Source organism: Sphingomonas prati, from assembly GCF_014643515.1.
GTDB lineage: Bacteria > Pseudomonadota > Alphaproteobacteria > Sphingomonadales > Sphingomonadaceae > Sphingomonas_R > Sphingomonas_R prati.
The window spans coordinates 1,134,062-1,159,820 of sequence record NZ_BMJP01000001.1 but is presented as its reverse complement, the minus strand read 5'-3'; the positions used below and the strand labels follow the sequence as shown (position 1 = coordinate 1,159,820).

At 69.1% G+C, this 25,759-nt stretch carries 30 protein-coding genes and 1 tRNA gene; 15 read left to right on the top strand and 16 right to left on the bottom strand.

The window, feature by feature from the left end:
- Window positions 1–27: 27 nt before the first annotated feature.
- The 4 genes from gspL (at window position 28) to IEX50_RS05285 (ending at window position 4,592) form a co-directional block, all read left to right on the top strand.
- Window positions 28–1,206, top strand: a complete 1,179-nt coding sequence (gspL, locus tag IEX50_RS05300; RefSeq protein WP_157175311.1) for a type II secretion system protein GspL — start codon at window positions 28–30, stop codon at window positions 1,204–1,206.
- The gene (locus IEX50_RS05295) at window positions 1,206–1,691 is read left to right on the top strand and encodes a type II secretion system protein M (protein WP_157175312.1); all 486 of its coding nucleotides are present in this window, start codon (window positions 1,206–1,208) and stop codon (window positions 1,689–1,691) included. The genes gspL and IEX50_RS05295 overlap by 1 nt, the downstream gene beginning before the upstream one ends.
- Window positions 1,688–3,229 (top strand): type II secretion system ATPase GspE, encoded by a 1,542-nt coding sequence (gene gspE / locus IEX50_RS05290; protein ID WP_157175313.1) that lies wholly within the window; start codon window positions 1,688–1,690, stop codon window positions 3,227–3,229. Before IEX50_RS05295 ends, gspE begins: the two co-directional genes overlap by 4 nt.
- 133 nt (window positions 3,230–3,362) lie before the next feature.
- Window positions 3,363–4,592 carry a type II secretion system F family protein gene (locus IEX50_RS05285; protein WP_157175314.1) on the top strand — a complete coding sequence of 410 codons (1,230 nt, stop codon included), beginning with the start codon at window positions 3,363–3,365 and terminating at the stop codon, window positions 4,590–4,592.
- 300 nt (window positions 4,593–4,892) lie between these two features.
- On the opposite strand, the gene IEX50_RS05280 is transcribed toward IEX50_RS05285, so the two are convergent.
- The gene (locus IEX50_RS05280; protein WP_157175315.1) at window positions 4,893–5,690 is read right to left on the bottom strand and encodes a type II secretion system protein N; all 798 of its coding nucleotides are present in this window, start codon (window positions 5,688–5,690) and stop codon (window positions 4,893–4,895) included.
- A 14-nt stretch (window positions 5,691–5,704) separates the two neighbouring features.
- Between IEX50_RS05280 and IEX50_RS05275 the strand changes: the two genes are divergently transcribed.
- The 3 genes from IEX50_RS05275 to IEX50_RS05265 are packed head-to-tail and all read left to right on the top strand — an operon-like array spanning window position 5,705 to window position 8,165.
- Window positions 5,705–6,685, top strand: coding sequence for an ABC transporter substrate-binding protein (locus tag IEX50_RS05275; RefSeq protein WP_229673667.1), 981 nt, complete (start codon window positions 5,705–5,707; stop codon window positions 6,683–6,685).
- A gap of 5 nt (window positions 6,686–6,690) precedes the next feature.
- A complete protein-coding gene (locus tag IEX50_RS05270; RefSeq protein WP_229673665.1) occupies window positions 6,691–7,302 on the top strand; it encodes a type II secretion system protein GspJ in 612 nt (203 codons plus the stop codon).
- Window positions 7,299–8,165, top strand: coding sequence for a type II secretion system minor pseudopilin (locus tag IEX50_RS05265; RefSeq protein ID WP_157175317.1), 867 nt, complete (start codon window positions 7,299–7,301; stop codon window positions 8,163–8,165). The genes IEX50_RS05270 and IEX50_RS05265 overlap by 4 nt, the downstream gene beginning before the upstream one ends.
- 147 nt (window positions 8,166–8,312) lie before the next feature.
- On the opposite strand, the gene IEX50_RS05260 is transcribed toward IEX50_RS05265, so the two are convergent.
- Entirely contained in the window at window positions 8,313–9,446 is a 1,134-nt protein-coding gene (locus tag IEX50_RS05260) for a sensor histidine kinase (protein ID WP_229673663.1), read from the bottom strand.
- 114 nt (window positions 9,447–9,560) lie between these two features.
- Here IEX50_RS05260 and IEX50_RS05255 point away from each other — a divergent pair, with 114 nt between their 5' ends.
- Both IEX50_RS05255 and IEX50_RS05250 read left to right on the top strand, forming a co-directional pair.
- Window positions 9,561–9,869, top strand: a complete 309-nt coding sequence (locus IEX50_RS05255; RefSeq protein ID WP_221237484.1) for a hypothetical protein — start codon at window positions 9,561–9,563, stop codon at window positions 9,867–9,869.
- Between the two features lie 491 nt (window positions 9,870–10,360).
- Window positions 10,361–10,909, top strand: coding sequence for a hypothetical protein (locus IEX50_RS05250; RefSeq protein ID WP_157175319.1), 549 nt, complete (start codon window positions 10,361–10,363; stop codon window positions 10,907–10,909).
- Window positions 10,910–10,923: 14 nt separating this feature from the next.
- Here IEX50_RS05250 and IEX50_RS05245 read toward each other — a convergent pair whose 3' ends face one another.
- The 4 genes from IEX50_RS05245 to folK all read right to left on the bottom strand — a co-directional run bounded on the left by IEX50_RS05245 (window position 10,924) and on the right by folK (window position 13,115).
- Window positions 10,924–11,661 carry an extensin-like domain-containing protein gene (locus IEX50_RS05245; RefSeq protein WP_157175320.1) on the bottom strand — a complete coding sequence of 246 codons (738 nt, stop codon included), beginning with the start codon at window positions 11,659–11,661 and terminating at the stop codon, window positions 10,924–10,926.
- A gap of 38 nt (window positions 11,662–11,699) precedes the next feature.
- Window positions 11,700–12,473, bottom strand: coding sequence for an NUDIX domain-containing protein (locus IEX50_RS05240; RefSeq protein WP_229673661.1), 774 nt, complete (start codon window positions 12,471–12,473; stop codon window positions 11,700–11,702).
- A 28-nt stretch (window positions 12,474–12,501) separates the two neighbouring features.
- Window positions 12,502–12,577, bottom strand: a tRNA-Lys gene (locus tag IEX50_RS05235).
- 37 nt (window positions 12,578–12,614) lie between these two features.
- Window positions 12,615–13,115, bottom strand: coding sequence for a 2-amino-4-hydroxy-6-hydroxymethyldihydropteridine diphosphokinase (folK, locus tag IEX50_RS05230; RefSeq protein WP_157175321.1), 501 nt, complete (start codon window positions 13,113–13,115; stop codon window positions 12,615–12,617).
- 102 nt (window positions 13,116–13,217) lie between these two features.
- Between folK and IEX50_RS05225 the strand changes: the two genes are divergently transcribed.
- Window positions 13,218–13,946 carry a uracil-DNA glycosylase family protein gene (locus IEX50_RS05225; protein WP_157175322.1) on the top strand — a complete coding sequence of 243 codons (729 nt, stop codon included), beginning with the start codon at window positions 13,218–13,220 and terminating at the stop codon, window positions 13,944–13,946.
- Window positions 13,943–14,092 (top strand): hypothetical protein, encoded by a 150-nt coding sequence (locus IEX50_RS05220; protein WP_157175323.1) that lies wholly within the window; start codon window positions 13,943–13,945, stop codon window positions 14,090–14,092. Before IEX50_RS05225 ends, IEX50_RS05220 begins: the two co-directional genes overlap by 4 nt.
- 343 nt (window positions 14,093–14,435) lie before the next feature.
- Here the strand turns inward: IEX50_RS05220 and IEX50_RS05215 are convergent, their stop codons facing one another.
- From IEX50_RS05215 to rpsD, 4 genes are all read right to left on the bottom strand, one after another.
- A complete protein-coding gene (locus IEX50_RS05215) occupies window positions 14,436–14,597 on the bottom strand; it encodes a hypothetical protein (protein ID WP_157175324.1) in 162 nt (53 codons plus the stop codon).
- A 60-nt stretch (window positions 14,598–14,657) separates the two neighbouring features.
- Entirely contained in the window at window positions 14,658–15,506 is an 849-nt protein-coding gene (aguB, locus tag IEX50_RS05210; RefSeq protein WP_157175325.1) for an N-carbamoylputrescine amidase, read from the bottom strand.
- Between the two features lie 32 nt (window positions 15,507–15,538).
- On the bottom strand, window positions 15,539–16,525 hold the full coding sequence (locus IEX50_RS05205; protein WP_157175326.1) for an agmatine deiminase family protein: 987 nt from the start codon (window positions 16,523–16,525) through the stop codon (window positions 15,539–15,541).
- A 249-nt stretch (window positions 16,526–16,774) separates the two neighbouring features.
- A complete protein-coding gene (gene rpsD, locus IEX50_RS05200) occupies window positions 16,775–17,389 on the bottom strand; it encodes a 30S ribosomal protein S4 (RefSeq protein ID WP_157175327.1) in 615 nt (204 codons plus the stop codon).
- A gap of 205 nt (window positions 17,390–17,594) precedes the next feature.
- On the opposite strand from rpsD, the gene IEX50_RS05195 reads away from it, so the two are divergent.
- A complete protein-coding gene (locus IEX50_RS05195; RefSeq protein WP_157175328.1) occupies window positions 17,595–17,900 on the top strand; it encodes a chorismate mutase in 306 nt (101 codons plus the stop codon).
- A 110-nt stretch (window positions 17,901–18,010) separates the two neighbouring features.
- On the opposite strand, the gene IEX50_RS05190 is transcribed toward IEX50_RS05195, so the two are convergent.
- From IEX50_RS05190 to rpiB, 4 genes are all read right to left on the bottom strand, one after another.
- Window positions 18,011–19,204 (bottom strand): TrmJ/YjtD family RNA methyltransferase, encoded by a 1,194-nt coding sequence (locus IEX50_RS05190; protein WP_157175329.1) that lies wholly within the window; start codon window positions 19,202–19,204, stop codon window positions 18,011–18,013.
- Between the two features lie 90 nt (window positions 19,205–19,294).
- Window positions 19,295–19,756, bottom strand: coding sequence for a transcriptional regulator NrdR (nrdR, locus tag IEX50_RS05185; protein ID WP_157175330.1), 462 nt, complete (start codon window positions 19,754–19,756; stop codon window positions 19,295–19,297).
- Window positions 19,757–19,918: 162 nt separating this feature from the next.
- Complete coding sequence (gene glyA, locus IEX50_RS05180; RefSeq protein WP_157175331.1) at window positions 19,919–21,232, bottom strand: serine hydroxymethyltransferase; 1,314 nt, start codon at window positions 21,230–21,232, stop codon at window positions 19,919–19,921.
- Window positions 21,229–21,696, bottom strand: coding sequence for a ribose 5-phosphate isomerase B (rpiB, locus tag IEX50_RS05175; RefSeq protein ID WP_373285279.1), 468 nt, complete (start codon window positions 21,694–21,696; stop codon window positions 21,229–21,231). The genes glyA and rpiB overlap by 4 nt, the downstream gene beginning before the upstream one ends.
- A 105-nt stretch (window positions 21,697–21,801) precedes the next feature.
- Here rpiB and IEX50_RS05170 point away from each other — a divergent pair, with 105 nt between their 5' ends.
- The 3 genes from IEX50_RS05170 to IEX50_RS05160 are packed head-to-tail and all read left to right on the top strand — an operon-like array spanning window position 21,802 to window position 23,282.
- Complete coding sequence (locus IEX50_RS05170) at window positions 21,802–22,281, top strand: hypothetical protein (RefSeq protein ID WP_157175333.1); 480 nt, start codon at window positions 21,802–21,804, stop codon at window positions 22,279–22,281.
- A gap of 22 nt (window positions 22,282–22,303) precedes the next feature.
- The gene (locus IEX50_RS05165; protein ID WP_184075016.1) at window positions 22,304–22,861 is read left to right on the top strand and encodes a DUF3429 domain-containing protein; all 558 of its coding nucleotides are present in this window, start codon (window positions 22,304–22,306) and stop codon (window positions 22,859–22,861) included.
- 49 nt (window positions 22,862–22,910) lie between these two features.
- Complete coding sequence (locus tag IEX50_RS05160; RefSeq protein ID WP_157175335.1) at window positions 22,911–23,282, top strand: tRNA-binding protein; 372 nt, start codon at window positions 22,911–22,913, stop codon at window positions 23,280–23,282.
- 187 nt (window positions 23,283–23,469) lie between these two features.
- On the opposite strand, the gene hemA is transcribed toward IEX50_RS05160, so the two are convergent.
- Entirely contained in the window at window positions 23,470–24,684 is a 1,215-nt protein-coding gene (hemA, locus tag IEX50_RS05155) for a 5-aminolevulinate synthase (protein ID WP_229673781.1), read from the bottom strand.
- A gap of 117 nt (window positions 24,685–24,801) precedes the next feature.
- The gene (gene murI / locus IEX50_RS05150; protein WP_157175337.1) at window positions 24,802–25,599 is read right to left on the bottom strand and encodes a glutamate racemase; all 798 of its coding nucleotides are present in this window, start codon (window positions 25,597–25,599) and stop codon (window positions 24,802–24,804) included.
- Between the last annotated feature and the right edge of the window lie 160 nt (window positions 25,600–25,759).

The following is a 25,759-nucleotide window of genomic DNA, read 5'->3' as shown; positions in this document are numbered from 1 at the left end:
GTCATCGGACCACCAATAAGGCTTTATGTGAAAGTCACGTTACACGCGATCCATCAACGCGACTATCGCCGTCTGCGTGCCTTCATGCCGCCCGCGGGGCCGGGTGGGGTGTGGGTGCTCGGGGCCGGCGCGCCCGTGCTGCGCGAAGCCGTAGACGAGGGCGCGCGGACCGGGGCGGTCGTGCTGGTGCCGACCGAGCAGGTGCTGCTGACCGTCGTCGACCTGCCGCTGGCATCGCGGCGGCAACGGCTGGCGGCACTGCCGTTCGCGATCGAGGACCGCATCGCCGAGCCGATCGAGGCGGTGCATGCCGCGCTCGGGACCGAGACGGGGCCGGGACGCTATCTGGCGGGCGTGGTCGCGACCGCGACGATGGCGGCATGGGTCGCGCGGATCGAGGCGGCGGGGCTGGGCCATGCGGCGGTGATGCCCGATGCGCTGGCGCTGCCCCTGCCGGCCGAGGGCGCGTGGGGCGTGGAGCGGACCGGCGACCGGGTGCTGGTGCGGACCGCGGACGGCGGCGGCTTTGCTGTGCCGGCGGCGCGGTTCGCGGCGATCTGGGGCGTGGCGGGGCGGCCGGATTGCATCCTGTACGGTGAGGCTTTGCCGGACGGGATCGCGGGCGTGGCGGCGGCCGATCCGGTCGTTGGCGTGCCGAGCGTGGCGATCGACCTGCGGCAGGGCGCGTTCGCGCGCGTGCGGCGGGCGACGTCGCGACTGTGGCGGCGGGCGGCGATCGTGGCGGGCTGCGGCCTGCTGGCGCATGGGGCGATCGCGGCGGCGGACACGATCGCGCTGCAACGCGTGGCGGCCGAGCGGAAGGCGGAGACCGCGGCGATCGTCGAGCGGATCGCACCGGGGACGTCGACCAGCGGCGACCTGGCCGAGGTGGCGGGTGACCTGTTGCCGAGCGGGAATGCGACGCCGGGGGCGACGTTCGTGCCGATGATGGGGCGGATTTCACAGGCGATGGGCGCGGGCGTGACGTTGCGGTCGCTGGCCTATGATGCGGGCGCGGGGACGATCGTGCTGGACGTGAGCGCGCCGGACCTGGCCGCTGTGCAGGGCGTGGAGGCGCGGATGCGTAGCGCAGGGCTGGTGGTGAGCGGCGGCGGCGGGACCGCGGCGGCGGGCGGCGCCGAGGGGCAGATCACGGTACAGACGCGCGCCAATGCGGCGGTATCGGCGACCGGAGAGGCAGGCTGATGGCGATCCCGTTCGAACCCTATGTCGTGCGTGGCCGGTCGTGGTGGATGGACCGATCGCCGCGCGAACGCGTGATGCTGGCGGTGCTGGGCGGCGTGGCGGTGATCGCGCTGATGCTGGTGCTGGTGGTGAAGCCGTTGCAGGCGGCGCGCGGCCAGGCGCTGGCCGATATCCGGACGTACGAGACGCTGTCCGCCGGGCTGGTCGCGGCGGGGCCGGCGGTGCGGCCGGCGGGAACCGCGCGGACCGGGCCGGTGGCGCAGATCCTGACGACGACCGCGGCGGGTTTCGGCCTGACGGTACAGCGTGTCGAGCCGGAGGGCGGACGGACGCGTGTCGTGATGGACGGTGTGCCTTATGACGCGACGATCCGCTGGCTGGCGGATCTTGAGACGGGCGGCGGCGTGACGCTGGCCGAGCTGCGGCTGGACCGCGGGACGGCGCCGGGGACGGTCAACGTGCAACTGGTGGTGCAGGGCGAATGAGCGACGTGATCGTGACCGACGTGGTCGATGTGGCGGCGGACGAGGTGCTGGTGTTGCAGCCGGCCGAGCCGGTGGCGATCGCCGGGCTGCCTTACGGCTTTGCGCGGCGGCATGGGGTGATCGTGCGGGCGACGCCGGCCGGTGGCGAGTGCGTGACGCGCGGCGCGCCGTCGCTGGCCGCGATGCTGGAGGTGCAGCGGTTGTTCGGCGATGCGATGCCGATCGTGCCGCTGGACGATGCGGCGTTCGATGCGGCGCTGAGTACGCAATATCGCGATAGTGCCACCGAGGCGTCGGATGCCGCGTCGGCGAGCGACAGCGATCTGGCCGCGCTGGCCGACAGCGCGTCGGCGGTGGACGACCTGCTCGACAATCGTGACGATTCGCCGGTGATCCGGCTGATCAACGCGCTGCTGCTGGAGGCGGTGAAGGAGGGCGCGTCGGACATCCATGTCGAGACGCAGGAGAAGCGCCTGCTGGTGCGGTTCCGGATCGACGGCGTGCTGCGCGACCGGGTGGAGCCGAAGCGTGCGCTGGCGCCGTTGCTGGTGAGCCGGATCAAGGTGATGGCGAAGCTCGACATCGCGGAGAAGCGCGTGCCGCAGGACGGGCGCGTGACGTTGCGGGTCGGCGGGTACGATATCGATGCGCGCGTTTCGACCATTCCGACGCAGCATGGCGAGCGGGTGGTGCTGCGGTTGCTCGACCGCGGGGCGACGCAGCTTGACCTGAAGGCGCTCGGCATGAACGAGCATGACATCGGGGTCTTCCATACGTTGCTGCAGCGGCCGCACGGGATCGTGCTGGTCACCGGGCCGACCGGTAGCGGCAAGACGACGACGCTGTATGCGGCGCTGACCCGGCTGAACGACCGGCAGCGCAACATCATGACGGTCGAGGATCCGATCGAATATGAGCTGGAGGGTGTCGGCCAGACGCAGGTCAATCCAAAGACCGAGCTGACCTTTGCGCGGGGGCTGCGTGCGATCCTGCGGCAGGATCCGGACGTCATCATGGTGGGCGAGATCCGCGACGACGAGACCGCGGAGGTGGCGGTCCGGTCGAGCATGACCGGGCATTTCGTCCTGTCCACGCTGCACACGAACAGCGCGATCGGGAGCGTGACGCGGCTGATCGACATGGGGGTTGAGCGCTATCTGCTCGCGCCGATGATCGTCGGGCTGATCGCGCAGCGGCTGGTGCGGAAGCTGTGTCAGGCATGCCGGGTCGAGGATGTGGCGGGGGCACGGGACGTCGCGCTGATGTCCGGGGCGATCGCGGTGGGCGATGTGGTGTACCGGCCGGTCGGGTGCCCGGCGTGCCACGGCGACGGGTATCGCGGGCGGCTGGGGCTGTACGAGCTGGTGACGGTGGACGAGCGGATGCAGGCGCTGATTCACGACGGCGCGTCGGAGGCGGCGCTGGTGGCGGCGGCGCGGGAACGGTCGCCGAGTTTGCTCGATGACGGGATCGCGAAGGTGCGCGGCGGGCTGACGTCGGTGGACGAGGTTGCGCGCGTGGTGAGGGACGATTTGTGAGTTTCGGTTGTTCCCACATCCCGTTGGGGCGGGTTCTCGACAGGCTCGAACCGAACGGGGTTGGGGGTAGGGGATTGTCTTCGCGTGCCGTTTGGTTCCAGCTTGTCGAGAACCGGTCCGGAGCGCGTCGCTGATGCCAGCCTTCTCGTACAAGGCGGTTGATACCGCGGGCAAAGCCTCGCGCGGCGTGCTCGAGGCGGCGAACGCGGGCGCAGCGCGGCGGGTGTTGCGGGAGCGGCAGTTGTTGCCGACGTCGGTCGAGATGACCGACAAGCCGGTGGGCGACGCGAAGGGCGGGATCGACCTGTCCCAGCTGTTCCGAAAGCGGGTGGGGGCGCGGGCGTTGTCGACCGTGACGCGGCAGATTTCGACGCTGGTGAGCAGCGATATCCGGATCGAGGAGGCGCTGCGGCTGGTCGCGGCGCAGGCCGATACGCCGGCGATGGCGGGGCTGTTGCTGAACGTGCGGGGCGGGATCCTGGACGGGCGGAGCTTCGCGCAGGCGCTGGGCGATCATCCGGCGGCGTTCCCGGAATTCTACCGTGCGTCGGTGGCGGCGGGGGAGCAGTCCGGGCGGTTGCCGGAGGTGCTGAATCACCTGGCCGAGTTCGTCGAGCATCGTCACCGGAACCAGCAGAAGGTGCAGCTGGCGTTGCTGTATCCCGCGCTGCTGGCGGTGGTGTCGATCGGGATGATGGTGCTGCTGCTGGTGTATGTGGTGCCCGATATCGTGAAGGTGTTCGTGTCGCGCGGGGCGGAGTTGCCGTTCCTAACGCGTGCGCTGATTGGCTTAAGCGCCGGGTTCCAGAGTTACGGGCTGGTGATGGCGGCGGGGATCGTCGCGGCGATGGTCGCGTGGCGGGCGTGGGTGAAGAAGGAGGGCAATCGGTTGCGCTTCCACCGGTTCCTGGCGACGACGCGGCCGGTGGCGGGCTTTTCGCGCAAGCATAATGCGGCGCGGTTCGCGGGGTCGCTGGCGACGCTGGTGCAGAGCATGGTGCCACTGGTTGAGGCGCTGAACGCGGCGGCCGCGGTGACGCCGAACCTGCACGTGCGGGAGCGCGCGCGGGCGGTGGCGGCGCGGGTGCGCGAGGGGGCGAGTTTGCAGACGGGCATGACGGAGGCGGCGATTTTTCCGTCGATGCTGGTCGCGATCGTGGCGTCGGGGGAATCGAGCGGGCGGCTGGGGCCGGCGCTGGGCCGTGCGGCGGGGGAGCTGGACCGCGAGCTGGAGCAGGCGGTGTCGACGCTGGTGGCGCTGGTGGAGCCGGCGGTGTTGTTGATGATGGGTGGGCTGGTGCTGTTGATGGTGCTGGCGATTTTGCTGCCGATCATCAATTTGAATAATTTGGTGGGGATGTAGGGGGTTTGCTGACCCCATGAACTTCTTCACTGATCCGTTTGCTTCGAGCTTGTCGAGAACTTAGCGCGGGGTTCTCGACAGGCTCGAACCGAACGGGGTTGGGGGTGTGCTTCAACTTGATGGGGCGCCATCGTGGTTCTGCCCAACTTCCCAGATCCGTCCATGCCGAGCGCAGTCGAGGCACGCTTTCCCCCGAGCGTAGTCGAGGGGTGCTGTTGGCTTCTCGACTGCGCTCGAAGGGTCCCTCGACTTCGCTCGGGATGGACGGTTTTCTGGGAAATGCCTTCGCGGATGACCTCCCTACAGCGTCGTTTCCAGCGACAGGCCACCCGGGGGGCTGGCGAAGGGGAAGAGGGCGGCGCCTTGGGGGCGGACGGTGATGGAGACGCGGCCGTCGCGGGTGAAGACGGTGCGGGCGAGGGTTTCGCGGCGTTGGGTGGCGGGGGTGACGACCAGCGCGGTGCTGTTCGGGCCGGCGGCGCGGGCGGTGGCCAGGAGCGCGGGGACCGGGGCGGGGGTGCCGCCGGTGCGCGGCGTGCAGGTGCCGGGCGTGCTGCGAATTTCGCCGGCGACGTCGGTGGCGCCGTCGCCGAAGGTCAGGCGGGGCACATCGACCTGCAACCCCAGTTCGCAGGTGAACGGCAGGTCCGGGAAGGCGGCGCGGAGCAGCGTGCCGTCCGCGCGGCCGGCTACCGAATCGAGCCGGACGCGCGAGGGGGAGAGTGCGGCGCGCCCGGCGAGGTCGGTCTGTGCGCCGGTGACCGTGAAGTCCGCCGCGAAGGCCAGGCTGGACAGCGTGCGGAGCGGGGCGAAGCGCCATTCCAGCCGGTCGCCGCCGGCCAGTGCGGCCTCGCCGTGCCAGATGGTTCCTGATACAGCGCCCAGCGCCGGCACGTCCTCTGGCAGGACGAGCCGCGCGGGTATGGTGGCGAGCAGCGCCAGCAGATAGGCCCCGGCACCGATCCCTGCGAACAGCAGGACGCGGCGGCGGTGGCGATCGATGGGGACGAGGACGGATGACGATGCCAGACCCGGTGACGCTGGATCGGCGGCAGATGCTGCGCCTCGCGCGATCCGTGGGGCTGCTGTCGGTTGCATCGTCTGTTCCCCTGATGGCGGCGCCGCGCGTCAATCGCGAACCGGTGGCGTTCCTGCTACCGCTGACCGGCGCATCCGCCAACCTCGGACTGAGCATGCAGCGGGCCGCATCGTTGCAGTTGCCGTTCGGGGGCAAGCCGGTGCTGGCGACGGCGGTCGATACCGGCGCGGGCGCGGCACTGGCGGCGCGGGCTGCGATCAAGGGTGGCGCGAAGCTGATCCTGGGCCCGGTGTTCGCGGCGGACGTGCGCCCGGTGCTGGCCGAGGCGGCGGGGCGGGTGCCGGTGCTGTCGTTCAGCAACGATATTTCGCTGTACGAGAGCGGGGCGTTCATTTTGGGCATCACCGCGTCGCAGCTGACGACCGCGATCCTGCGCTACGGACGGCAGCGCGGGTTGCGGCGGATCGGTTTGCTGGCGGGCGAGGGCGCGTGGAGTGCGCAGGTCGCGGCGGCGTGCGCGCGGTTGCAGGGCGAGCTGGGGTATGAGCTGGTGCCGGTCGCGCGGCCGGCGAACCTGGCGGGGCTTGGGCTCGAGCTGGGGCGGATCGCGGGCGGTGCGCCGGATGCGTTGCTGGTGCCGGACAACGCCGCGGTGTTCGTCGAGGCGGCGCGTGGGCTGGCGGGGAGCGGCGTACAGCTGCTCGGGCTGATGCAGGGCGTGGATTATGCGCCGGCGGCGTTGCAGGCGACGGCGGGGGCGTGGATCGCGGCGCCGGATCCGACGGCGTTCGGAACGTTCGCGACGGCGTTTCAGGCGCAGCATGGCGGGACGCCGGGGACGATCGCGGCACTCGCCTATGACGCGGCGGGGATCGTGCAGCGGTTGCGCACGCAGAACCGGATCAGCCGGGCGGGGTTGCTGGCGATGGAGCCGTATCGCGGCGTGACGGGCACGCTGAAATTCCGGTCGGACGGCAGTTGCGTGCGCGAATTGTCGATCCTGGTCGCGGGGCCGGACGGGTATCAGGTGGCGGCGGCGAGCGCGTCTGCTTGACGCCTGTGCGCGGCCTTGAGGTGCGGGCGGGGGAGCAGGGCTTCACGTTGATCGAGCTGATCGTGTCGCTGGCGCTGTTCGGGCTGATCGCGGTGGCGGGGCTGGCGCTGGTCGAGAATGTGCTCGGCGTGCAGGCGCAGACCGACGGGCGGCTGGAGCGGCTGGGCGACCTGCAACGCGCGATGTTCGTGGTGACGAGCGACCTGGAACAGGTGTCGGAGGGCGGGATCGCCGGGTCGGCCGGGGGGGTGGCGTTCCGGCGGCATGCGCAGGCCAATGGCGGCTATGGCGCGCCGGTGTCCTATACGCTGGCGGCGGGGGCGCTGACCCGGACGCTGATGCCGGTGGTGCCGGGTGAGGCGATCCGGTCGCAGCGGTTGCTGGGCGGGGTGTCGGCGGTGCGCTGGCGGTACCGCGACGGGGCAGCAGGGTGGCGCGACAGCTGGCCGCCGGCGGAACCCGACCGCCAGACCGACTGGCCGGATGCGATCGACGTGACGTTGACGCTGACGCCGGGCAAGGGGCGGCCGGCGGGGACGGTGCGGCGGATCGTCGCGCTGCCGGTGCCGATCGTGAAGCCGAAGCCGGCGGGTGTGCCCGGGAGCGTGCCGGCATGACGCCGGCGCGTGAGGAGCAGGGCATGATCCTGATCACCGTGCTGCTGTTCGTGGCGCTGGCGGCGGGGGTCGTGGCGCTGATGCTGTCGGGCGAGGATGCGGCGCTGACGCGGGCGCAGCGGATGCGCGATGCGGCGGCGGCGCAGGCGGCGGTGCGCGGGGCGGAGGCGAGCGCCATCGTGGCGTTGCGCCGCGATGCGGTGACCGCGCCGCTGGCGGATCATGCGGGCGAGCCGTGGGCGGCGCTGGCGGAGCGTGGGGCGAAGATCCAGGGCGGCACGTTCGATCTGGCGATCGCGGACGCGCAGGGGCGGTTCAACATCAACGCGCTGGCCAGCGACGATATCGGTGCGAGCCTGATCGCGGCGCGGATCGCGCGGGCGTTGCAGCTGCCGCCGGAACTGGCGTTGCGCGCGGGGGCGCTCATTCGGCAGGGTGGGCCGATCACCGATCTGGCGCCGCTCGCGCTGTTCGGCTTGAAGCCGGCGACGCTGGCCGGGCTGGCACGGCTGGCGACGGCGTTGCCGGGGCAGGCGCCGGTCAACCTGAACGCGGCATCGCCGGAGCTGCTGGCGATCCTGCTGGACAATGCGGAGGCGGCGCAGACGCTGGTCGCGGTGCGGACGCGGCAGGGGTATCTGACCGCGGAGGATTTTCAGCGCGCCGGCGTGTCGGTGCCGCCGGGGGCGGGGTTCACGTCGGACCTGTTCTGGGTGCGGGCGCGCGTGACGATCGGCGATACGCCGCAGCAGCTGACCAGTCTGTTGCAGCGGCGGAAGACGCCCGAGGGGGTGGAGGTCGTGCCGATCGGGCGCTGGCGCGGGGCGGCGGTGCCCGAGCAGGCGCCTGCACTGGTGTTTTGAGGGTCGATCCCGGCTGATCCCGTTGCACCACCCCGTTTGGTTCGAGCCTGTCGAGAAGTTAGCGCTGAGTTCTCGACAGGCTCGAACCAAACGGGGTTGGGGGGTAGGCGAGGGGTGTTGGTGTCCGTGACTTAGAGCCAGCAGTCCTTACCCCTCCCGCACCAGCGGCATCAGGATGGTGACCGCGAAGCCCCCGCCGGGCGCGGGGCCGGCGCGGCAGAGGGCTTGGGTGCCGAAGCGGGCGGCGAGGCGGTCGGCGACGTTGCGGAGGCCGATGCCGGTGTTTTGCGGTGGGCGCGGTTCGGGCGCGGGGCGGGCGGGGGCGTCGTCGGTGACCGAGAGCGCGAGCATGTCGTCCTGCGCCCAGGCGCGGATGGCGATGGTGACGAGGCCGCGGCTTTGCGAGACGCCGTGCTTGACCGCGTTTTCGATCAGCGGTTGCAGGATCAGGCCGGGGACGAGCGCGTCGGCGACTGTGTCGGCGATATCCTCGACCAGCCGGATGCGCGACGGGAAGCGGACCGTTTCGATTGCCAGATAGAGGCGTTGCAGCTCGATCTCGTCGGCCAGCGGCGCGTCGGTGGCGGGATCGCCGGCCAGGCTGGAGCGGAAGAAGGTCGAGAGGTTGAGGATCATGCGTTCGGCCTCGTCCGGCTTGCCGGTCATGACGAGTGCGGAGAGCGAATTGAGCGTGTTGAACAGGAAGTGCGGATTGACCTGATAGCGCAGCGCGCGGAGCTCGGCGGATTGCGCGGCGGCGGCGAAACGCGCGGCGCGGCGTTCGGCGACGCGGCCCTGCGCGGCGTAGGCGAGCGCGAGGTAGAGCGCGGCCCAGGCGGCGAAGAAGAAATAGCCGTTCACCGCGACGTCGGCATGGGCGGCGACGGTGCCGACGCGGCGCGGGCGGCCGCTGTTGTCGCCGACCTGGACCGAGCGGGCGGCCGGTGCGGAGGGGCGGGTGGGGGTGAAGATCCACTGGTTGACGGTGGCGTAGGCGAGTGCGGCGGGCACGGACAGCAGCGCCACGATCGCGACCGCGCGGGCCGGGCCGTGGCGCGTCACGCGGCGCAGCGCCCGCCACATCGCCCAGCTGATCGCCATGCAGACTGTCGTGACGACGAGGCGGCGGAGGAGCAGATCGCCCTGGTCGTCGAAATCGAGCAGCGCCGCACGCAGTGTCGCGACCGCGAAGTAGAACGCCCAGAAGGCGACGATCGACCCGATCGCGGCGCGTGGGCGGACGGTGGCGTCTTCGTCGGGTTCGGGGGGCAGCATGGGCATGTTGCGGCAGGTTAAGCCGTGAAACGCCCCGGTGGGCAAGGCGTATGTCGGGACAGGGAACGTCCCGGGTCGGACGGTCGTTGGTCCAGCAACATTACGAAATGGAGACGCACCATGGCCGACGAAAAAATGTTCGACGACAAGGCAGACGACGGCCTGGCAGTCGCGCCGCCGCCGCCCGGTGGCAAGGAAGGCGAAGCGGCCGTTGCAGGGTCGGTGCCGTCCGTGCGCGAGGGGCTCGATGCCGACGACGACAACCGGCTGAGCCAGGACCCGTCCGACGAGGATGCCAAGCTGGACGTGGCGCTGGACGAGACGTTCCCGACGTCGGATGCGCCGTCCAACACGCAGCCGGGCAAGGGCAAGGATCCGGCGCCGTCGAGCGGGTATGATGCCGAGGCAGAGGCTGCTCGCGCAGGCTGAGCGTTTGCGCTGAGCGACTGGGTGACGAGAGGCCCGCTTCCCGAAGTCGGGGGGCGGGCCTTTTGCTGTTCGGGCGAGTTTGTCAGGGCGTCTCGAGAAATGGCGTTTTGAATTGGAAACAGGACAAGCCGTCCGTCCCCGAGCGAAGTTGAGGATCCTTCAAGCGAGGCGAAGAAGCCGACAGCGCCCCTCGGCTGCCCTCGGGGGAGCGTGCATCGACGTCGCGGCATGACGGATTGCGAGTGGAGCAGCCTGAAGACCTCGGAGCTTCGGCCCCTTCCGTCCCTGTTCGATACTTGCGTGAATTTAATGGGAGTGGCCTCAGTCGCTCGGTTCGGCCGGCTTAAGACGAAATGATCGAATATCACGCAGCATGTTGCGCCGCAGCAGCCTCCGTGCTTCGATGGCGTATCGGCGGTCGATGCTGATTAATGTCCCATCAATCGGTGGGGTGCATCATCGGGCTTCGAACCTTTCAACGGAGGATTGCGATGGGTGCCATGTCCAAGCCAGCTGATGGTGCGATGTCGCTTGCCGAGATGAAGGAGTTCGCCAGTTTTCCGGCGGCGACGCAGCGTTATATCCGGCGGTCGCTGGATGTCGGGCTGGACCGCCGCGATGCGATGGAATGCTGGTCGCGCGATGTCGTCGAGGCGGCGAGTATCCGGGCGCAGATCCGGATTTACTCGCGGTTGGACCACGTTCGCGGGACGGTGCCGGACGACAGCGGGCTGGACGCGATCGAGCCGTTCCTGGCGCCGCTGGTGACGATGACCGCGTTCGACCTGGGGCAGGACCGGCTGTCGGGGTTCGGTGCGTACCGGTTCCTGTACGAACGGCTGATCGGCGGGCAGGTGCGGCCGTGGTTGCCGGGCGCGTTTTGTGCTGCGGCGGCGCTGCCCCATCTGCATCCGGAGAAGCGCCGGATGTTTCTGCAATCGATCAGCGAGGCCGCGGCGACCGCGCCGGGCTGGTCGAATCGCGAACCCTGCTTCTTCCCGCAATGGGTGGAGAAGGTGGAGCATCGCCTGGCGAACTGAGGTCTGGCTGCGGGTTACCGGCAGGCGCGCCAACCGGCGGTGCCGCGCTGGGCCTGGTCGAGGTGGAGGTGGTCGCGGTGCGCGGCGTTGTAGTCGGGTGAGAGCGTGGTGCCGAACAGCTTGCAGGCGCCGTCGCGGACCTCGCGTAGGAAGGCCGCCTTCGGTCCCGTGCCGGTCCAGTCGCCCGCCACGGTGATGCGGCGGCCGTCCGCGAGGCGGAATCCGGCGATGTCGACCGCGTTGGCGCTGGAATGTTCTGACCAGTTGGCGGTCGCCGCGGCACTGCGCCCGCCGCCGATCCGCCGGCAGTTGTAGGTGCCGAAATCGTCGATCGTCGCGACGCGACGGCCGAAGTGGCGGATCGCGGCGGGTTGTACGACCTGCCATTCCCAGGTGGCGAGCGAGGCGACGATCGCGCAGGAGGCGCCGATCGCGGGGCGATACCCGATGCCGAGCGGACCGGAGGTCTGCGCGCGGATGCCGTCGGTGTAGCCGCAGGTGGGGCCGTCGCTGCGGTTCGGGAGGCGGGTGAAACTGATCCCGGCGCGGTCGAGCAGCGCGCGGCATTCGGTGGGGTCGGTCTTGAGCGCGGAAAGCTTGCGGCCGGTGAACAGGCCGACCGTGTCGCCGAGGTCGAGCCGCGTCCAGGGCACGTCCTGCGGCCGGCGGTGGCCGATCGCGACGACGGTCAGGACAAGCGCGGCGATGACGGCCAGCACGATCAGCGCGGTGAGGAATGGGCGGAGCGACATGCGCGCACTACGTGCGGGGCGGGGCTTGCGTTGCGTCGTCATCCGCGGCGCGCGGTGGCGACCCGTTCGGCGGTGACCGGGTAGCCGCGATTGGTGGGGATGCAGATCCAGTCGCCGTCGTCGCGCGCCTCGATCCACGGGACGATCCGCTCGGGGGCGATGCCGCGCGCGTGGGCGGCGGCGGCGTCGAAATCGGCGAAGAGGGCGAGCCGTTCGAGGTTGCGGCGGGTGGGGAAGATGATGTGGCGGCGGCCGGCGTCGGCATCCGCCAGGATACTGGCGGTGGGGGCCCAGTAGGCCGCGGCGGTTTCGGTGCCGTCGGGGATGGGCGTCGCATCGGCGGGCGCGCGGGCGAGGTAGAAGCGCGTGTCGAAGATGCGCGTTTCGTGGCCGTGCGGGCACCAGCGCGCGAACGGGACGAGTTGGTCGAGGTCGAGCCGGAGGCCGGCGTCGGCCAGAAGCGTGGCGAAGTCCTGTCCGGTGGCGAGGGCGGTGCGGAGCACGGCGACCGTGGCGGCGTCGGGGGTGGGCGTCAGGCCGATGGCGATGCCGACTTCCTCAATCGTTTCGCGGATCGCGGCGATGCGGGCGGCGGCGTCTTCACGGTCGCGGTAGTTCGCGGCCGCGCGGTGGTCGGCGGGATCGACGCGGCCGCCGGGGAACACGATCGCGCCGGCGGCGAACGCCATGCGGCGCGCGCGTTCGGTCAGGAGGAGGTCGGGGGCGACTTCGCCGGGTGTGTCGCGGATCAGGATGACGGTCGCGGCAGGGATGGCGGCCGGGATTTCAGCCGGGTCTGGCGGTCCGGGCACGGCGCGACCTCTTGGCGGCGGGATGGATTGGTGAGCCCAGATGGATTCGAACCATCGACCTAGTGATTAAAAGTCACGTGCTCTACCAACTGAGCTATGGGCCCCACCGAGCGCGCCATCTATGGCGCGGGCGGGCGTTGGTCAACCTTTGGCGCGCGCATGAAGTTGCGCGATCGTGCGGCGGGTGCCGGGGAGCGTCCAGCGCGGCGCGATTTGGACGAGCGGATCGAGCACGAAACGCCGCGCGGGCAGGCCGATATGCGGGACCTGCAGCCGGCCGGGGGCGGCGGTGCGGTGATGCTGCGGCCAGACTCCGCCGGACCAGAGCAGGATGTCGAGATCGAGCGGGCGCGGTCCCCAGCGTTGCCCGCGCCGGCGGCCGAATGCGCGTTCGATCTGCTTCAGCACGAGGAGGAGCGCGTCCGGGCGGAGCGGGGTCGTGACCAGGATCGCGGCGTTGGCGAAGCTGCGGCCGGCAGGGCCCATGGCGGGGGTGGGGATGATCGGCGAGACGCGGTCGATCGTGAGGCCCGCGTCGCTGAGCGCCGCGCAGGCCGCGATCAGCGTGTCGCGCGGGCCGCCGTGGCGGGTGCGCCGGTTGCCGCCGAGGGCGATCGCATAGCGGAACGAGGGCGCGGTCATCGATTGCGTCAGACACGCTTTGACGGGTGGCGTCCAGCCTGTGCTGGGGCTGACGGGGGGCGGGGTTGGGATTGGGGCTCGGGGCGGCTATGCAGGGGGATGATGACCGATCCTGTGACCGCCCTTTCCGATGACCTGACCGACGCTGTTGCGCATGATACGGTCGAGCCGCCGCGTGACTGCCCGCTGTGCCCACGGCTGGCCGCGTTTCGCGAAGAGCAAAGGCTGGCGCATCCCGACTGGCACAATGCGCCGGTGCCGGTTTTCGGCGACCCGGACGCGTGGCTGGCGATCGTCGGGCTGTCGCCGGGGCTGAAGGGCGGCAACCGCAGCGGGCGGACGTTCGATGGCGAGAAGGGCGGGGGCACGCTGTACGGCACGCTGCTCGCGTTCCGGCTGGCGCATGATCATGAGGCGCTGGGGCCGCAGGAGATCGGGCCGGAGGACGACTTGGTGCTCGACGGCGTCGTGACGATCGACGCGGTGCGGTGCGTGCCGCCGAACAACCAGCCGACGAAGGAGGAGCTGCGGACGTGCCGGCCGTTCTTGGCCGGACCGCTGGCGGCGTTGCCGGAACTGCGCGTGGTGATCGCGCTGGGCGAGGATGCGCACCGGTCGGCGGTGAAGGCGCTGGGCGGGAAGCTGCCCAAGGCGCGCTATGCACCGATGGCGGAGCACCGGTTTCCGAGCGGCGTACAGCTGATCGATTGTGCGCCGCTGGCGCAGGACGGCGTGGCGATCGAGGCGGCGGTGCTGGAGGCTGTGGTGGCGCGGGCGCTGGTGCTGCGGTCGGGTGAGGCTGCGCCGGTCGAGGATGTCGCGGCACCGTGATCCACCTGACGCTCGCCATCGCGGACTTCATGCTGATCCTCATCATGGCGGCGCTGGGCGCGATGGGGTGGATCGTGGCGGGGGCCGCGGCGGTCGGGTTGGTGGGCTGGGGGGCGTGGCGGCTGGTGCGTCGGGGGCGGGGTTAGGGTTCGCCCGGTTCAACCAACTTCTACCCTTGATCCGCGTCCTTCTAAGCCAGGCGGGTATTGGGGCCATGCTTCGATACGAGCCCTCGATACGCGCCGAGGGGCGCTACTCGGTCTCTACTCAGCACGAACGGAGGTTGGGGAGGCGAGGTTGGCTTCTCGACTGCGCTCGAAGGGTCCCTCGACTTCGCTCGGGATGGGCGGGTGTTTGGTGTCCCATTTTACCCTCAACCCGTTTTGTTCGAGCTTGTCGAGAACTCCGCGCAGCGTTCTCGACAAGCTCGAACCAAACGGGGGGGTGGGGTCCGCTTGAATTCTAATCCGGCACTTACGGCAAGTCAGTTCAGACCGTATCTTCCTTCGGCCGCGCAACGTTCTCGTCCTGCTTCTTGTCGAGTTCCTCGGCGGTGCCCTTGGACACGTCGCGGTTGGGCACGCCGGGGCGGGTGTCCATGAAGACGCCGTCGATGTCCGAACTGGGCGGGGAGGCGGGGGGTTTGGCCATGGGGTTTCTCCTTGTTGCCGGTTCAACGCCCGAAGGGGCGCAAAAGGGTCCCGACGCGGGTCAGATGTCCTGGACGAGGCGGCCGTAGAGGTCGGGGCGGCGATCGCGGAAGAAGCCGAACGCGGCGCGGTGACGCTTCACGTGGGTGATGTCGAGCGTGGCGGTCAGAACACCGGTTTCGGACGCGCCGAACTCGGCCAGCAGGTCGCCGCGTTCGTCGGCAATGAAGCTGTGGCCGTAGAAAGTCTGGCCGTCTTCGGTCCCGATGCGGTTGGAGGCGACGACGGGCACGACGTTGGATACCGCGTGGCCGACCATCGCGCGCCGCCAGAGGCGCGACGTGTCGAGCGAGGGGTCGTGCGGTTCGTTGCCGATCGCGGTCGGGTAGAACAGCACCTCCGCGCCCATCAGCATCATCGCGCGCGCGGTTTCGGGATACCATTGGTCCCAGCAGACGCCGACGCCGAGCGGGACGGGCGCGTCCTTCCACACGCGGAACCCGGTGTTGCCGGGGCGGAAGTAGAATTTCTCCTCATAGCCCGGGCCGTCGGGGATGTGGCTCTTGCGGTAGACGCCCTGGACCGCGCCGTCGGGGCCGATCATGGCGAGCGAGTTATAGTGGTGCGGCCCGTCCGCCTCGAAGAAGCTGGTCGGGATGTGGATGTTGAGTTCGTCGGCGAGCGTCTGCATCGCCAGCACCGCGGGGTGGCGGTCGACCGGCATCGCGCGGGCGAAGATGCCCTCGTCCTCGACCCGGCAGAAATAATGGCCCTCGAACAGTTCGGGCGGCAGCACGACCTGCGCGCCTTTCGCGGCGGCCTCGCGCACCAGTTCGGCGACGTTGGCGATGTTTTCGGCGATGTCGTCGCTGAAGGCGAGCTGCATCGCGGCGACGGTGATCTCGGTCATGATGGTCCTTTCATCCGGGGATGCGGATGGTGTCAGGCGGTGGGCACCTGTTGCGAGATGCAGTGGAAGCTGCCGCCGCCGGTCAGGATATGGTCGGCGCGGAAGCCGGTGACGGTGCGGTCGGGGAACAGTGCGGCGATCGCGGCGATGGCGGCATCGTCGTTGGGTGCGCCGTAGAGCGGCACGACGACCGCGGCGTTGCCGATGTAGAAGTTCATGTAGGACGCCGGCACGATCTCGTCATCGCGCAGCACCGCGCCGGGGGAGGGGATCGCGACGACCTCCAGCCCGAAGGCGCGCGCGCGGGCGGCGGCATCGGCATAGACCGTGGCGTTGGGATCGTTCGGCCCGGCCGGCACGGGGATCGCGATGCGGCCGGGGCCGACGAAGCGCGCGAGGTTGTCGACATGACCGTCGGTGTGATCGTTGGCGAGACCGTCGCCCAGCCAGAGGATGCGGTCGATGCCGAGGTCCGCGGCGAGCCGTTCGGTGATCTCCGCACGGGTCAGGTCCGGGTTGCGGTTCGGGTTGAGCAGGCATTGTTCGGTGGTGACCGCGGTGCCGGTGCCGTCGACGTCGATCGCGCCGCCCTCCAACACCCAGTCGTTGGTGCGCGCGGGGAAGCCGGCGGCGTCGGCGAGCGCCGGGCCGATCGTGTCGTCATGCGCCAGGTCGTACTTGCCGCCCCAGCCGTTGAATTCGAACAGCGCGGCCCAGCGGCTGGTGCCGTCGCTCAGCACGATCGGGCCGGTGTCGCGCAGCCAGATGTCGCCGAACGGTGCCACGTGGACGTCGATGCCGTCGCCCGCCAGTTCGCGCGCGGTGTCGGCAGCGGCGTCGTCCGCGGCGACCAGTACGACGCGCTCGCCGCGGCCCGCGGCGTGGACCGCCTGTGCGAAGGCGACGACCTCGTCCTGCGCGGGGGCGAGATCGTCGAGCCAGAGGTCGGCGTGGCTGGGGAAGCCGATCCAGACGCTGTCGTGCGGGGCCCATTCGGCGGGCTGGCGATGAGCGGGCATGGGTTGATCCTCGAACAGACGGTGTCGCGCTCAGATGGCGTCCGACGATGACAGTCGCAAGCGTCTTATGGTTTAGGCGCGGAAGGGCTTAGCCTGGACAGAAGAAAGGCGGCCCCATCGCTGGGACCGCCTTGTCTGGCGTTCGGTCGGTAGAGCGCCGTGGCGGAGCCACGTCGTCGGTCGGCGCTTTGGGCGCCGCCGGCCGAGCCGCTGACTGTTTGCTTGCCGTAGCTGCGCTACGGCTGCGCGTCAGCGGCTGTAGAACTCGACGACCAGGTTCGGTTCCATCTTCACCGGGTAGGGCACTTCATCGAGCGTGGGCACGCGGATGTAGGTGACCTTCGTCGTGCCGTCGGGCGTGACGTAGTCGGGGATGTCGCGCTCGGACAGGCCCTGGGCTTCCATGACGAGCGTCATTTCCTGCGCCTTGCTGCCCAGCGAGATTTCGTCGCCCGGGTTCACGCGGCGCGATGCGATGTTGCACTTCACGCCGTTGACGCGGATGTGGCCGTGGTTGACGATCTGGCGTGCCGCGAAGATCGTCGGCGCGAACTTGGCGCGGTAGACGACCATGTCGAGGCGACGCTCGAGCAGGCCGATGAGGTTCTGCGACGTATCGCCCTTCATCTTGGCGGCGTCCGTGTAGGAGCGCTTGAACTGCTTCTCCGTCACTTCGCCGTAGTAGCCCTTGAGCTTCTGCTTGGCCTTCAGCTGGATGCCGTAGTCCGACACCTTGGACTTGCGGCGCTGGCCGTGCTGGCCGGGACCGTATTCGCGCTTGTTGACCGGCGACTTCGGACGGCCCCAGATGTTCTCGCCCATGCGGCGATCGATCTTGTACTTGGCGCTATGGCGCTTCGACATAGTGTCGATCCTTCAATTGCGTGTGACATTGCTGTCGGAATGTCCCGGAACCGCGCTGCTGGCCTGTCGAGGACAGGGGCAGGGCCGCCGCTTCACCGGGGTGCGGAGCCAATTGCGAAGGCGGGCCTATGGCCGAAAGGGCCGTGCGGGTCAAGCCGGCGGCGGAACTGGACCTGCGGTGCGATGGCCGGGTAGGGTCCGCGGCATGACCGATCCGATCCTTCCGCCCGACGAGTGCACCACCATGGCGGAGGTGCGGCGCGGCGTCGACGCGCTGGACCTCGTGCTGGTCGAGATGCTCAGCGTGCGGTTCGGGTACATGCGCGCGGCGGCGCGGATCAAGCCGGAGCGCGGGCAGGTGCGCGACGAGGCGCGCAAGGCGGCGGTGATTGGGCAGGCGGTGGCGCATGCGGAGGCTGTCGGGGCGCCGGCGGATGTGGTGGGGGCGTTGTGGGAACAGTTGGTGGAGGCTTCGATCGGGTATGAGCTGGCGCGGTTTGATGCGCGCTAGGCTTCAATCACGCCCCTGATCCGTTTGGTTCGAGCTTGTCGAGAACTCGGCGCGGAGTTCTCGACAAGCTCGAACCAAACGGGTTGGGGGCGAGAGGTTAGGAGTAAAGGTTAGTCGCTGCCACCCAGCTTCCGCTCGATCGACCGCAGCACCCCCCGCAGCGTGCGGACTTCGCCGGCGGTCCAGCCGGGGCGGGTGAGGATGCCGCGGAGCTGGCGGCGGTCGACGGGGGCGCGTTCGGGCGGGAAATAGTGGCCGGTCGAGACAAGGATGCGGTCGAGATGGCCGATCATGCCGTCCAGTTCGTCCTGCTCGGCGGGGGGATAGGGTTCGACCAGCGTGGGTTGCGACAGGGCGACGCCCTTCGACCATTCATAGGCGACCAGGATGACCGCCTGCGCCAGGTTGAGCGACCCGAATTGCGGGTTGATCGGCACGGTGATGATGGTGCGCGCGACCGCGACGTCGTCGGTTTCCAGTCCGGAGCGTTCGGGGCCGAACAGGATCGCGGCGCGGCCGGTGGCGGCGTGGATCTCGGTCGCGGCCTGTTCGGGCGTGACGACGGGTTTCGCCACGCCGCGCTTGCGGACCGTGGTGGCGTAGACATGCGCGCAGTCGGCGGTGGCCTCGGCCAGCGTGGCGTAGAGTTTGGCGTCGGCGAGGACACGGTCCGCGCCGGATGCGGCGGCGGTGGCGGCGGGGTTGGGCCAGCCGTCGCGCGGTTCGACGAGGCGCAGTTCGGTGAGCCCGAAGTTCAGCATGGCGCGCGCGGCCTTGCCGATGTTCTCGCCGAGTTGTGGGCGGACGAGGATGATGACGGGGGGTGGGGCGGTGTTTTCGTCTCGCACCGAAGATTCAAACCCATCCCGTTTGGTTCGAGCTTGTCGAGAACTCTGCGCTTCGTTCTCGACAGGCTCGAACTGAACGGGGGAGGGCTGTTGGGGTTCGGAAAGGGAAGAGGGGTTCTCGACAGGCTCGAACCGAACGGAGGGGGGTGTGGTTTCGGCTTCTTCAGTGCGCTGGGGCGTCGTTGACTTGGCGGCATCCGCTACCGCCGCCCAGTTTCCCTGGAACAGGGCTTCCTTCTTCTTGCGCGACCAGTCCTTGATCTGGCTTTCGCGTTCCAGCGCCTCGATCCGCGTCGGGAAATATTCGGACCACATCAGTATGACCGGGCGGCGGTCGTGCGTGTAGCCGGGGAAGGTGCCGGCGTCGTGCTGGGCGATGCGGCGTTCGAGGTCGTCCGTGTGGCCGGTATAGTAGGTCCCGTCGGCGCAGCGGAGGATGTAGGTCCAGAATGTCATGGGTCGGTCTTTGCGACGCGGGCGAGTTCTCGACAAGCTCGAACCGAACGGGGGTGGGCGTTGCGCGCCGATCGCTTGGCGGGTTTGGCCCTACTCCTCCACCGCTTCCGCAACACTTCCGACGAAATCGCGGAAGTCCTGGGCTTCGGTGAAGTCCTTGTAGACGCTGGCGAAGCGGATGTAGGCGACGGTGTCGAGCGCGCGGAGGCCGTCCATGAGCATCTCGCCGATGCGCGTGGCCTTCACTTCGTTTTCGCCGGAGGTCTCTAACTGGCGCTGGATGCCGGAGACCATGCGTTCGAGGCGGGCGGGGTCGATCGGGCGCTTGCGGCAGGCGATCGCGACGGAGCGTTCGAGCTTGGAGCGGTCGAAGGGCTGGCGGTCGCCGTCCTTCTTGATGACGACGAGGTCGCGGAGCTGGACGCGTTCGAAGGTGGTGAAGCGTGCGCCGCACCCTTCGCACTGGCGGCGGCGGCGGATCGAGGCGCCGTCCTCGGTTGGGCGGCTGTCCTTTACCTGGGTGTCGTCATGGGCACAGAAGGGGCAGCGCATTCCCGGACTCCGTTAGGTTCGGGCCAAAACCCCGTTTGGTTCGAGCCTGTCGAGAACTCGGCGCAGGGTTCTCGACAGGCTCGAACCAAACGGGATTGGGCGTTCTCGACAGGCTCGAACCGAGCGGGGTTTGGGGGCGGCGGTCCGGTTCGAGCCGGCCGATCAGAGCTCCGGGTAGATCGGAAAGCGGTCGCAGAGTGCTTCGACGCGGCGCTTTACGTCGGCTTCGACGGTGGGGTCACCATGTTCGCCGTGCTTGGACAGCGCGTCGAGGACGTCGGCGATCATGTCGGCGATCTCGCGGAATTCGGCGGGGCCGAAGCCACGGGTGGTGCCGGCGGGGGTGCCGACGCGGATGCCGGAGGTCTTGACCGGGGGGAGCGGATCGAACGGGATGCCGTTCTTGTTGCAGGTGATGCCGGCACGCTCGAGCGCCTCGTCCGCATCGCGGCCGGTGACGCCCAGCGGGCGCAGGTCGACGAGCGCGAGATGCGTGTCGGTGCCGCCGGCGACGAGGTCGGCACCGCGTTCCTTCAAGCGGGCGGCAAGCACCTTGGCGTTTTCGACGACAGCGCGGCTGTAGGCACGGAATTCGGGGGTCAGTGCCTCGCCGAATGCCACGGCCTTTGCGGCGATGACGTGCATCAGCGGGCCGCCCTGGAGGCCGGGGAACACCGCGCTGTTGATCTTCTTGGCGATCGCCTCGTCATCGGTCATCACCATGCCGCCGCGCGGGCCGCGCAGCGTCTTGTGCGTGGTGGTGGTGACGACGTGCGCGTGGCCGAACGGCGTCGGGTGGACGCCGGCCGCGACGAGCCCGGCGAAATGCGCCATGTCGACGAGAAAGGTCGCGCCGACCTGGTCCGCGATGGCGCGGAAGCGGGCGAAATCGATGATCCGCGGATAGGCGGAGCCACCGGCGATGATGAGCCGCGGCTTGTGTTCGTGGGCGAGCGCCTCGACCTGATCATAGTCGATCACCTGCGTGTCCTGGCGGACGCCGTACTGGATCGCGTTGAACCACTTGCCCGACATCGCGGCGCGCGCGCCGTGCGTGAGGTGGCCGCCGGCGTCGAGCGACATGCCGAGGATGGTTTCGCCAGGCTTGACCAGCGCGAGCATGACCGCGCCGTTCGCCTGCGCACCCGAATGCGGCTGGACGTTGACGAAGCCGCAGCCGAACAGCTGCTTGGCGCGATCGATCGCGAGCTGTTCGACAACATCGGACGGCGCGCAGCCCTGATAGTAGCGCTTGCCGGGGTAGCCTTCGGCATATTTGTTGGTGAAGACCGAGCCCTGCGCCTGCATCACCGCGGCGGACACGATGTTCTCCGACGCGATCAGTTCGATCTGCTTGCGTTCGCGGGTCAGTTCCTGCGTGATGCCGGCGAACACGGCCGGATCGCTTTCGGCCAGGCCGCGGGTGAAGAAGCCTTCGGGACGGATGTCGTCGACGGGAAGGGGCTGGGTGCTCATGCGGGGTCCTTCGCGCGGTGTGGCGTGGAGAGTTTGGCGATGCGGTCGCTGTGGCGGCCGCCGTCGAACGGGGTGTCGAGGAAGACGGTGACGCAGTCGCGCGCGGTGTCGATGCCGATCAACCGGGCGCCGAGTGCGATGACGTTGGCGTCGTTATGCTGCCGCGACAGCCGGGCGGAGAGCGCGTCGGAGACGAGCGCGCAGCGCATGTCCGGGTGACGATTGACCGCAATCGAGATGCCGATGCCGGAGCCGCAGATCGCGACGCCGAAGTCGGCACGATCGTCCGCGATGGCGGCGGCGAGTTCGTAGCCATAATCGGGATAGTCGACGCGGGCGGCGTCGTACGGGCCGAGATCGACGACGTCGTGACCGGCATCGCGCAGGTCGATCGCTAGTGCCGCCTTCATGTCGAAGCCGGCATGGTCCGATGCGATGGCGATCCGCCGGGAACTTGTATTCAACATCGAAATCCGTTTCGGGAACGAGTCGGGAGACAGAATAGGGTTTGCGCGCTTAGTAGAAGCGCAGGGCCGATATGGCCAGTGACCATGCGGAGGGTGGACCGAATGACCGGAACCGGCGGGACGAGAGCAAGCGGTGCGGTAATGGCGATGCTGTTGCTGGTGGCGTGCGGCGGTGGTGGCGAGGATCGCGCGCCGGTGGTTGCGAACGAGGTTGCGGCGAACGAGGCTGTGGCGAACGAGGTCGTGGCGGAGACGAACCAGGCCGTGGCGGAGGCGAACGTCGCGGCACCGGCCCCGGAGACTGCGGTGTCGTTCGCGGGTACGTGGACCGGACCGGAGGGATTGTCGTTCGAGGTCGAGCCGGCGGCGGGCGGCGGGTTCCATGTCCGCAATCAGGACACGTTGGACGAAAAGACGATGTTCGATGCGCGTCAGGAGGGCGGAACGCTGCATTTCGTACGGCGTGGGCAGGCTTTGGTCGCGCGGCCGGGCACGGGCGCCGAAACCGGGTTCAAATGGCTTGCAAACAAGCGCGATTGCCTGATCGTGCAGGCCGGTGTCGAAGGCTATTGCCGGGACTGAACCGCGTGTCCACAGGGGAAGCATGACGGAAAGCATGACAGGCGGCATGGCGAGCGACGAGGACGTTCATACGGAAGCGGCACTCCCAACGATCTATCAGGTCGGCGAGGAAGATGCAGACGGCTGGCGGGTCGGCGGCGCGGAGCCGGTCCGGCTGGCGATCGCGCTGGGCGTTGCCGGGTTGCTGCCGCAAATGGCGGCCGTGCTGGCGACTTTGCTCGAACTGGACTGGCTGAACGCACCGGCGATGGCGCTGATCTATGGCGCGCTGATCCTGTCGTTTCTGGGGGGCAGCTGGTGGGGCATCGCGCTGACCCGTGCGGAGGGGCGCTGGCGTTCGATCCTGCTGCTGCTCGGTATCGGCGCGTCGCTGATCGGGTTCTGCGTGCAGGGGCTGGCCGGGGCGAGCCCGATGCGTGCGTTGCTGATCGTGCTGGGTGCGGCGATCCTGTCGAGCTGGCTGGTCGACCGCGTGCTGGTTCGCGAGGGGATGATCGGGCGCTGGTGGGGCTGGCTGCGGCTGGTGCTGTCGGTTGGGTTGGGCGGCTTGACCGTCCTTGCAGGAGTGATTGCGGGGTGAGACTTGCGTTGCACCTTGCAGCGTTAAGGCTGGCAGGCGGGCACGTGCCGTGCACCTGATCCATGATCCGAACGAGCCGCCGGCGGCGGAGACCAGTTTCGGCGAGTTTCTGAAGCTCGATATTCGGGTGGGGACGGTTCGAACGTGCGTGCCGTTCGAGGGGGCGCGGAACCCGTCGTTCGTTCTGACGATCGATTTTGGCGCGGGTGTGGGCGTGCGTAAGAGCGCGGCGCAGATTACCGAGTATTACACGCCGGAGGGGTTGATCGGGCGGCGGGTGATGGCGGTGGTCAATTTTCCGCCGCGGCAGATCGGGCGGATGCGGTCCGAGGTGCTGGTGCTGGGGTTTCCCGATGCGGACGGGGCGATCGTGCTGGCGGGGCCGGATGCGGCGGTGCCGGATGGGGCTCGGTTGGCTTGAGTGCGGGATCCCGGCGGGGGTAGTTTTTGCGGTAGTGTGGCCCCCACCCCAACCCCTCCCCTGAAGGGGAGGGGCTTTTTGTCACGCGTGCGCTCGCTGTTGTTCCCCGGCGTAGGCCGGGGCCTAGGTGAAGCAGTCGTCCCTAGGCCCCGGCCTCCGCCGGGGAACTGTTGGGCGGTCGCTGCTCTTACGCGGCCAGACGGAGTTCCATGCGGTCCCAGATTTCGAGGAGCGCGTTGGTCAGTTCGCGCATCATCGATTCGTCGTGGGCGGGGCCGGGGGTGAAGCGGAGGCGTTCGGTGCCGCGCGGCACGGTGGGGTAGTTGATCGGCTGCACATAGACGCCGTATTCGGCGAGCAGGATATCGCTGATCCGCTTGGCCTTGACCGGGTCGCCGATCATCAGCGGGACGATGTGCGTGGTGGACGGCATGACGGGCAGGCCGGCGTCGGCGAACATCGTCTTAAGCCGCGTGGCGGCGGCCTGTTGCCCGTCGCGTTCGGCGGACGAGGCCTTCAGGTGGCGGACGCTGGCGAGCGCGCCGGCGACCAGCACGGGCGACAGCGAGGTCGTGAAGATGAAGCCGGGCGCGTAGCTGCGGATCACGTCGACGATCGTCTGGTCGGTGGCGATGTAGCCTCCCATGACGCCGAACGCCTTACCGAGCGTGCCTTCGATGATGTTGACGCGGTCGGCCACGGCGTCCCGTTCCGAAATGCCGCCGCCGCGCGCGCCGTACATGCCGACGGCGTGGACTTCGTCGATATAGGTGAGCGCGTTGTACTTGTCGGAAAGGTCGCAGATCGCCTCGATGGGGGCGACGTCGCCGTCCATCGAATAGACGCTTTCGAACGCGATCAGCTTGGGCGCGTCCGGGTTGGCGGCGGCGAGCAGTTCCTCGAGATGGGCCAGATCGTTGTGGCGGAACACCTGCTTTTCGCAACCCGAGTTGCGGATGCCCGCGATCATCGAAGCGTGGTTGAGTTCGTCGGAGAAGATGATGCAGCCGGGCAGGATCTTGGCGAGCGTCGACAGCGTCGCGTCGTTCGAGACATAGCCCGAGGTGAACAGCAGGGCGGCCTGCTTGCCGTGCAGGTCGGCCAGCTCGCCTTCGAGTTCGATGTGATAGTGGGTGTTGCCGCCGATGTTGCGCGTGCCGCCGGAGCCGGCGCCGACATCGTGGAGCGCATCCTCCATCGCGGTGACGACGGCGGGGTGCTGGCCCATGGCGAGATAGTCGTTGGAGCACCAGACGGTGATCGGCTTCGGTCCGTTATGACCGGCGAAACAGCGCGCGTTCGGGAACGACCCCTTGTTGCGAAGGATGTCGATGAAGACCCGGTAGCGTCCTTCGGCATGCAGCCGATCGATCGCCTGATTGAAAACGCGCTGATAATCCAACCGGGGCACTCCGGGACCTAGTTCCAACCCGCCATGTACGACCGCGGCGCCTGGAATTCCAGCGTGATCGCAGTGCAGCATGATGGCATTTTGTCCCGGTCCGATCGATGCATTCGATCAGAGGCGTGCGGTGCGGTCCAGCCCGAAGCCCGCCAGATGTTCGAGGAAGGCGGGTGTCGGATCGATCGGGCCGGTGAAAACCGCGATGCCGGGAACGGGGGCGGTGGGCCAGGACTGGTCGCGGGTGAGCCACGCGACGCGGCGCGCGATGCCGGGGCCGCCGTCGACGAAGCTCAACGGGCGGGGCGCGATCGCGGCGAGCCGATCGGCGATCAGCGGGAAATGGGTGCAGGCGAGCGCGACCGAGTCCATGCGGTCGCCACCCGGCTGATCGAGCAGGCCGGCGAGCACGGCGGCATAGGCGGCGTCGGGCGTGTCCTCGCCGCGCAGGTCGGCCTCCGCCAGGGCCACGAGTGCTGCGGAGCCGTGGCGCAGGACGGTGCAGTCGGCGGCATGTTCGGCGGCGAGCCGGTCGACATAGGGTTGCCGGACGGTCGCGTCGGTGCCGAGCACGCCGATGACGCGGGTCTGTGAGGCCAGCGCGGCGGGGCGGATCGCGGGGACGGTGCCGACGACGGGGATGTCGAGCGCGGCGCGGACCGGGTCGAGCGCGATGGTGGAGGCGGTGTTGCAGGCGATAACGACGAGGCGCGGGCGGTAACGTTCGGTAAGCCGGCCGAGCAGGACCGGGACGCGGCCGGCGATCTCCTCCTCCGATTTCACGCCGTAGGGGAAGAAGGCGTTATCCGCGGCGTAGACGATCGGCGCGTGCGGCAGGATGGCGCGGGTGGGCGCCAGCACGGACAGGCCGCCGACGCCGGAGTCGAAGAACAGGAGCGGCCTTGGGTCGGTCATGCGAGTGTCGTAGCAGGGGGGTGGGTTGCGAGGCTAGGTGGGTTGGGTTTTGAAGTGCGCCATTGCCTGTCCATCCCGGGCGCAGCCGATGGGTGCTGTTGGCTTCTCGGCTGCGCTCGAAGGGTCCCTCGACTTCGCTCGGGATGGACGGGTGCAAGAT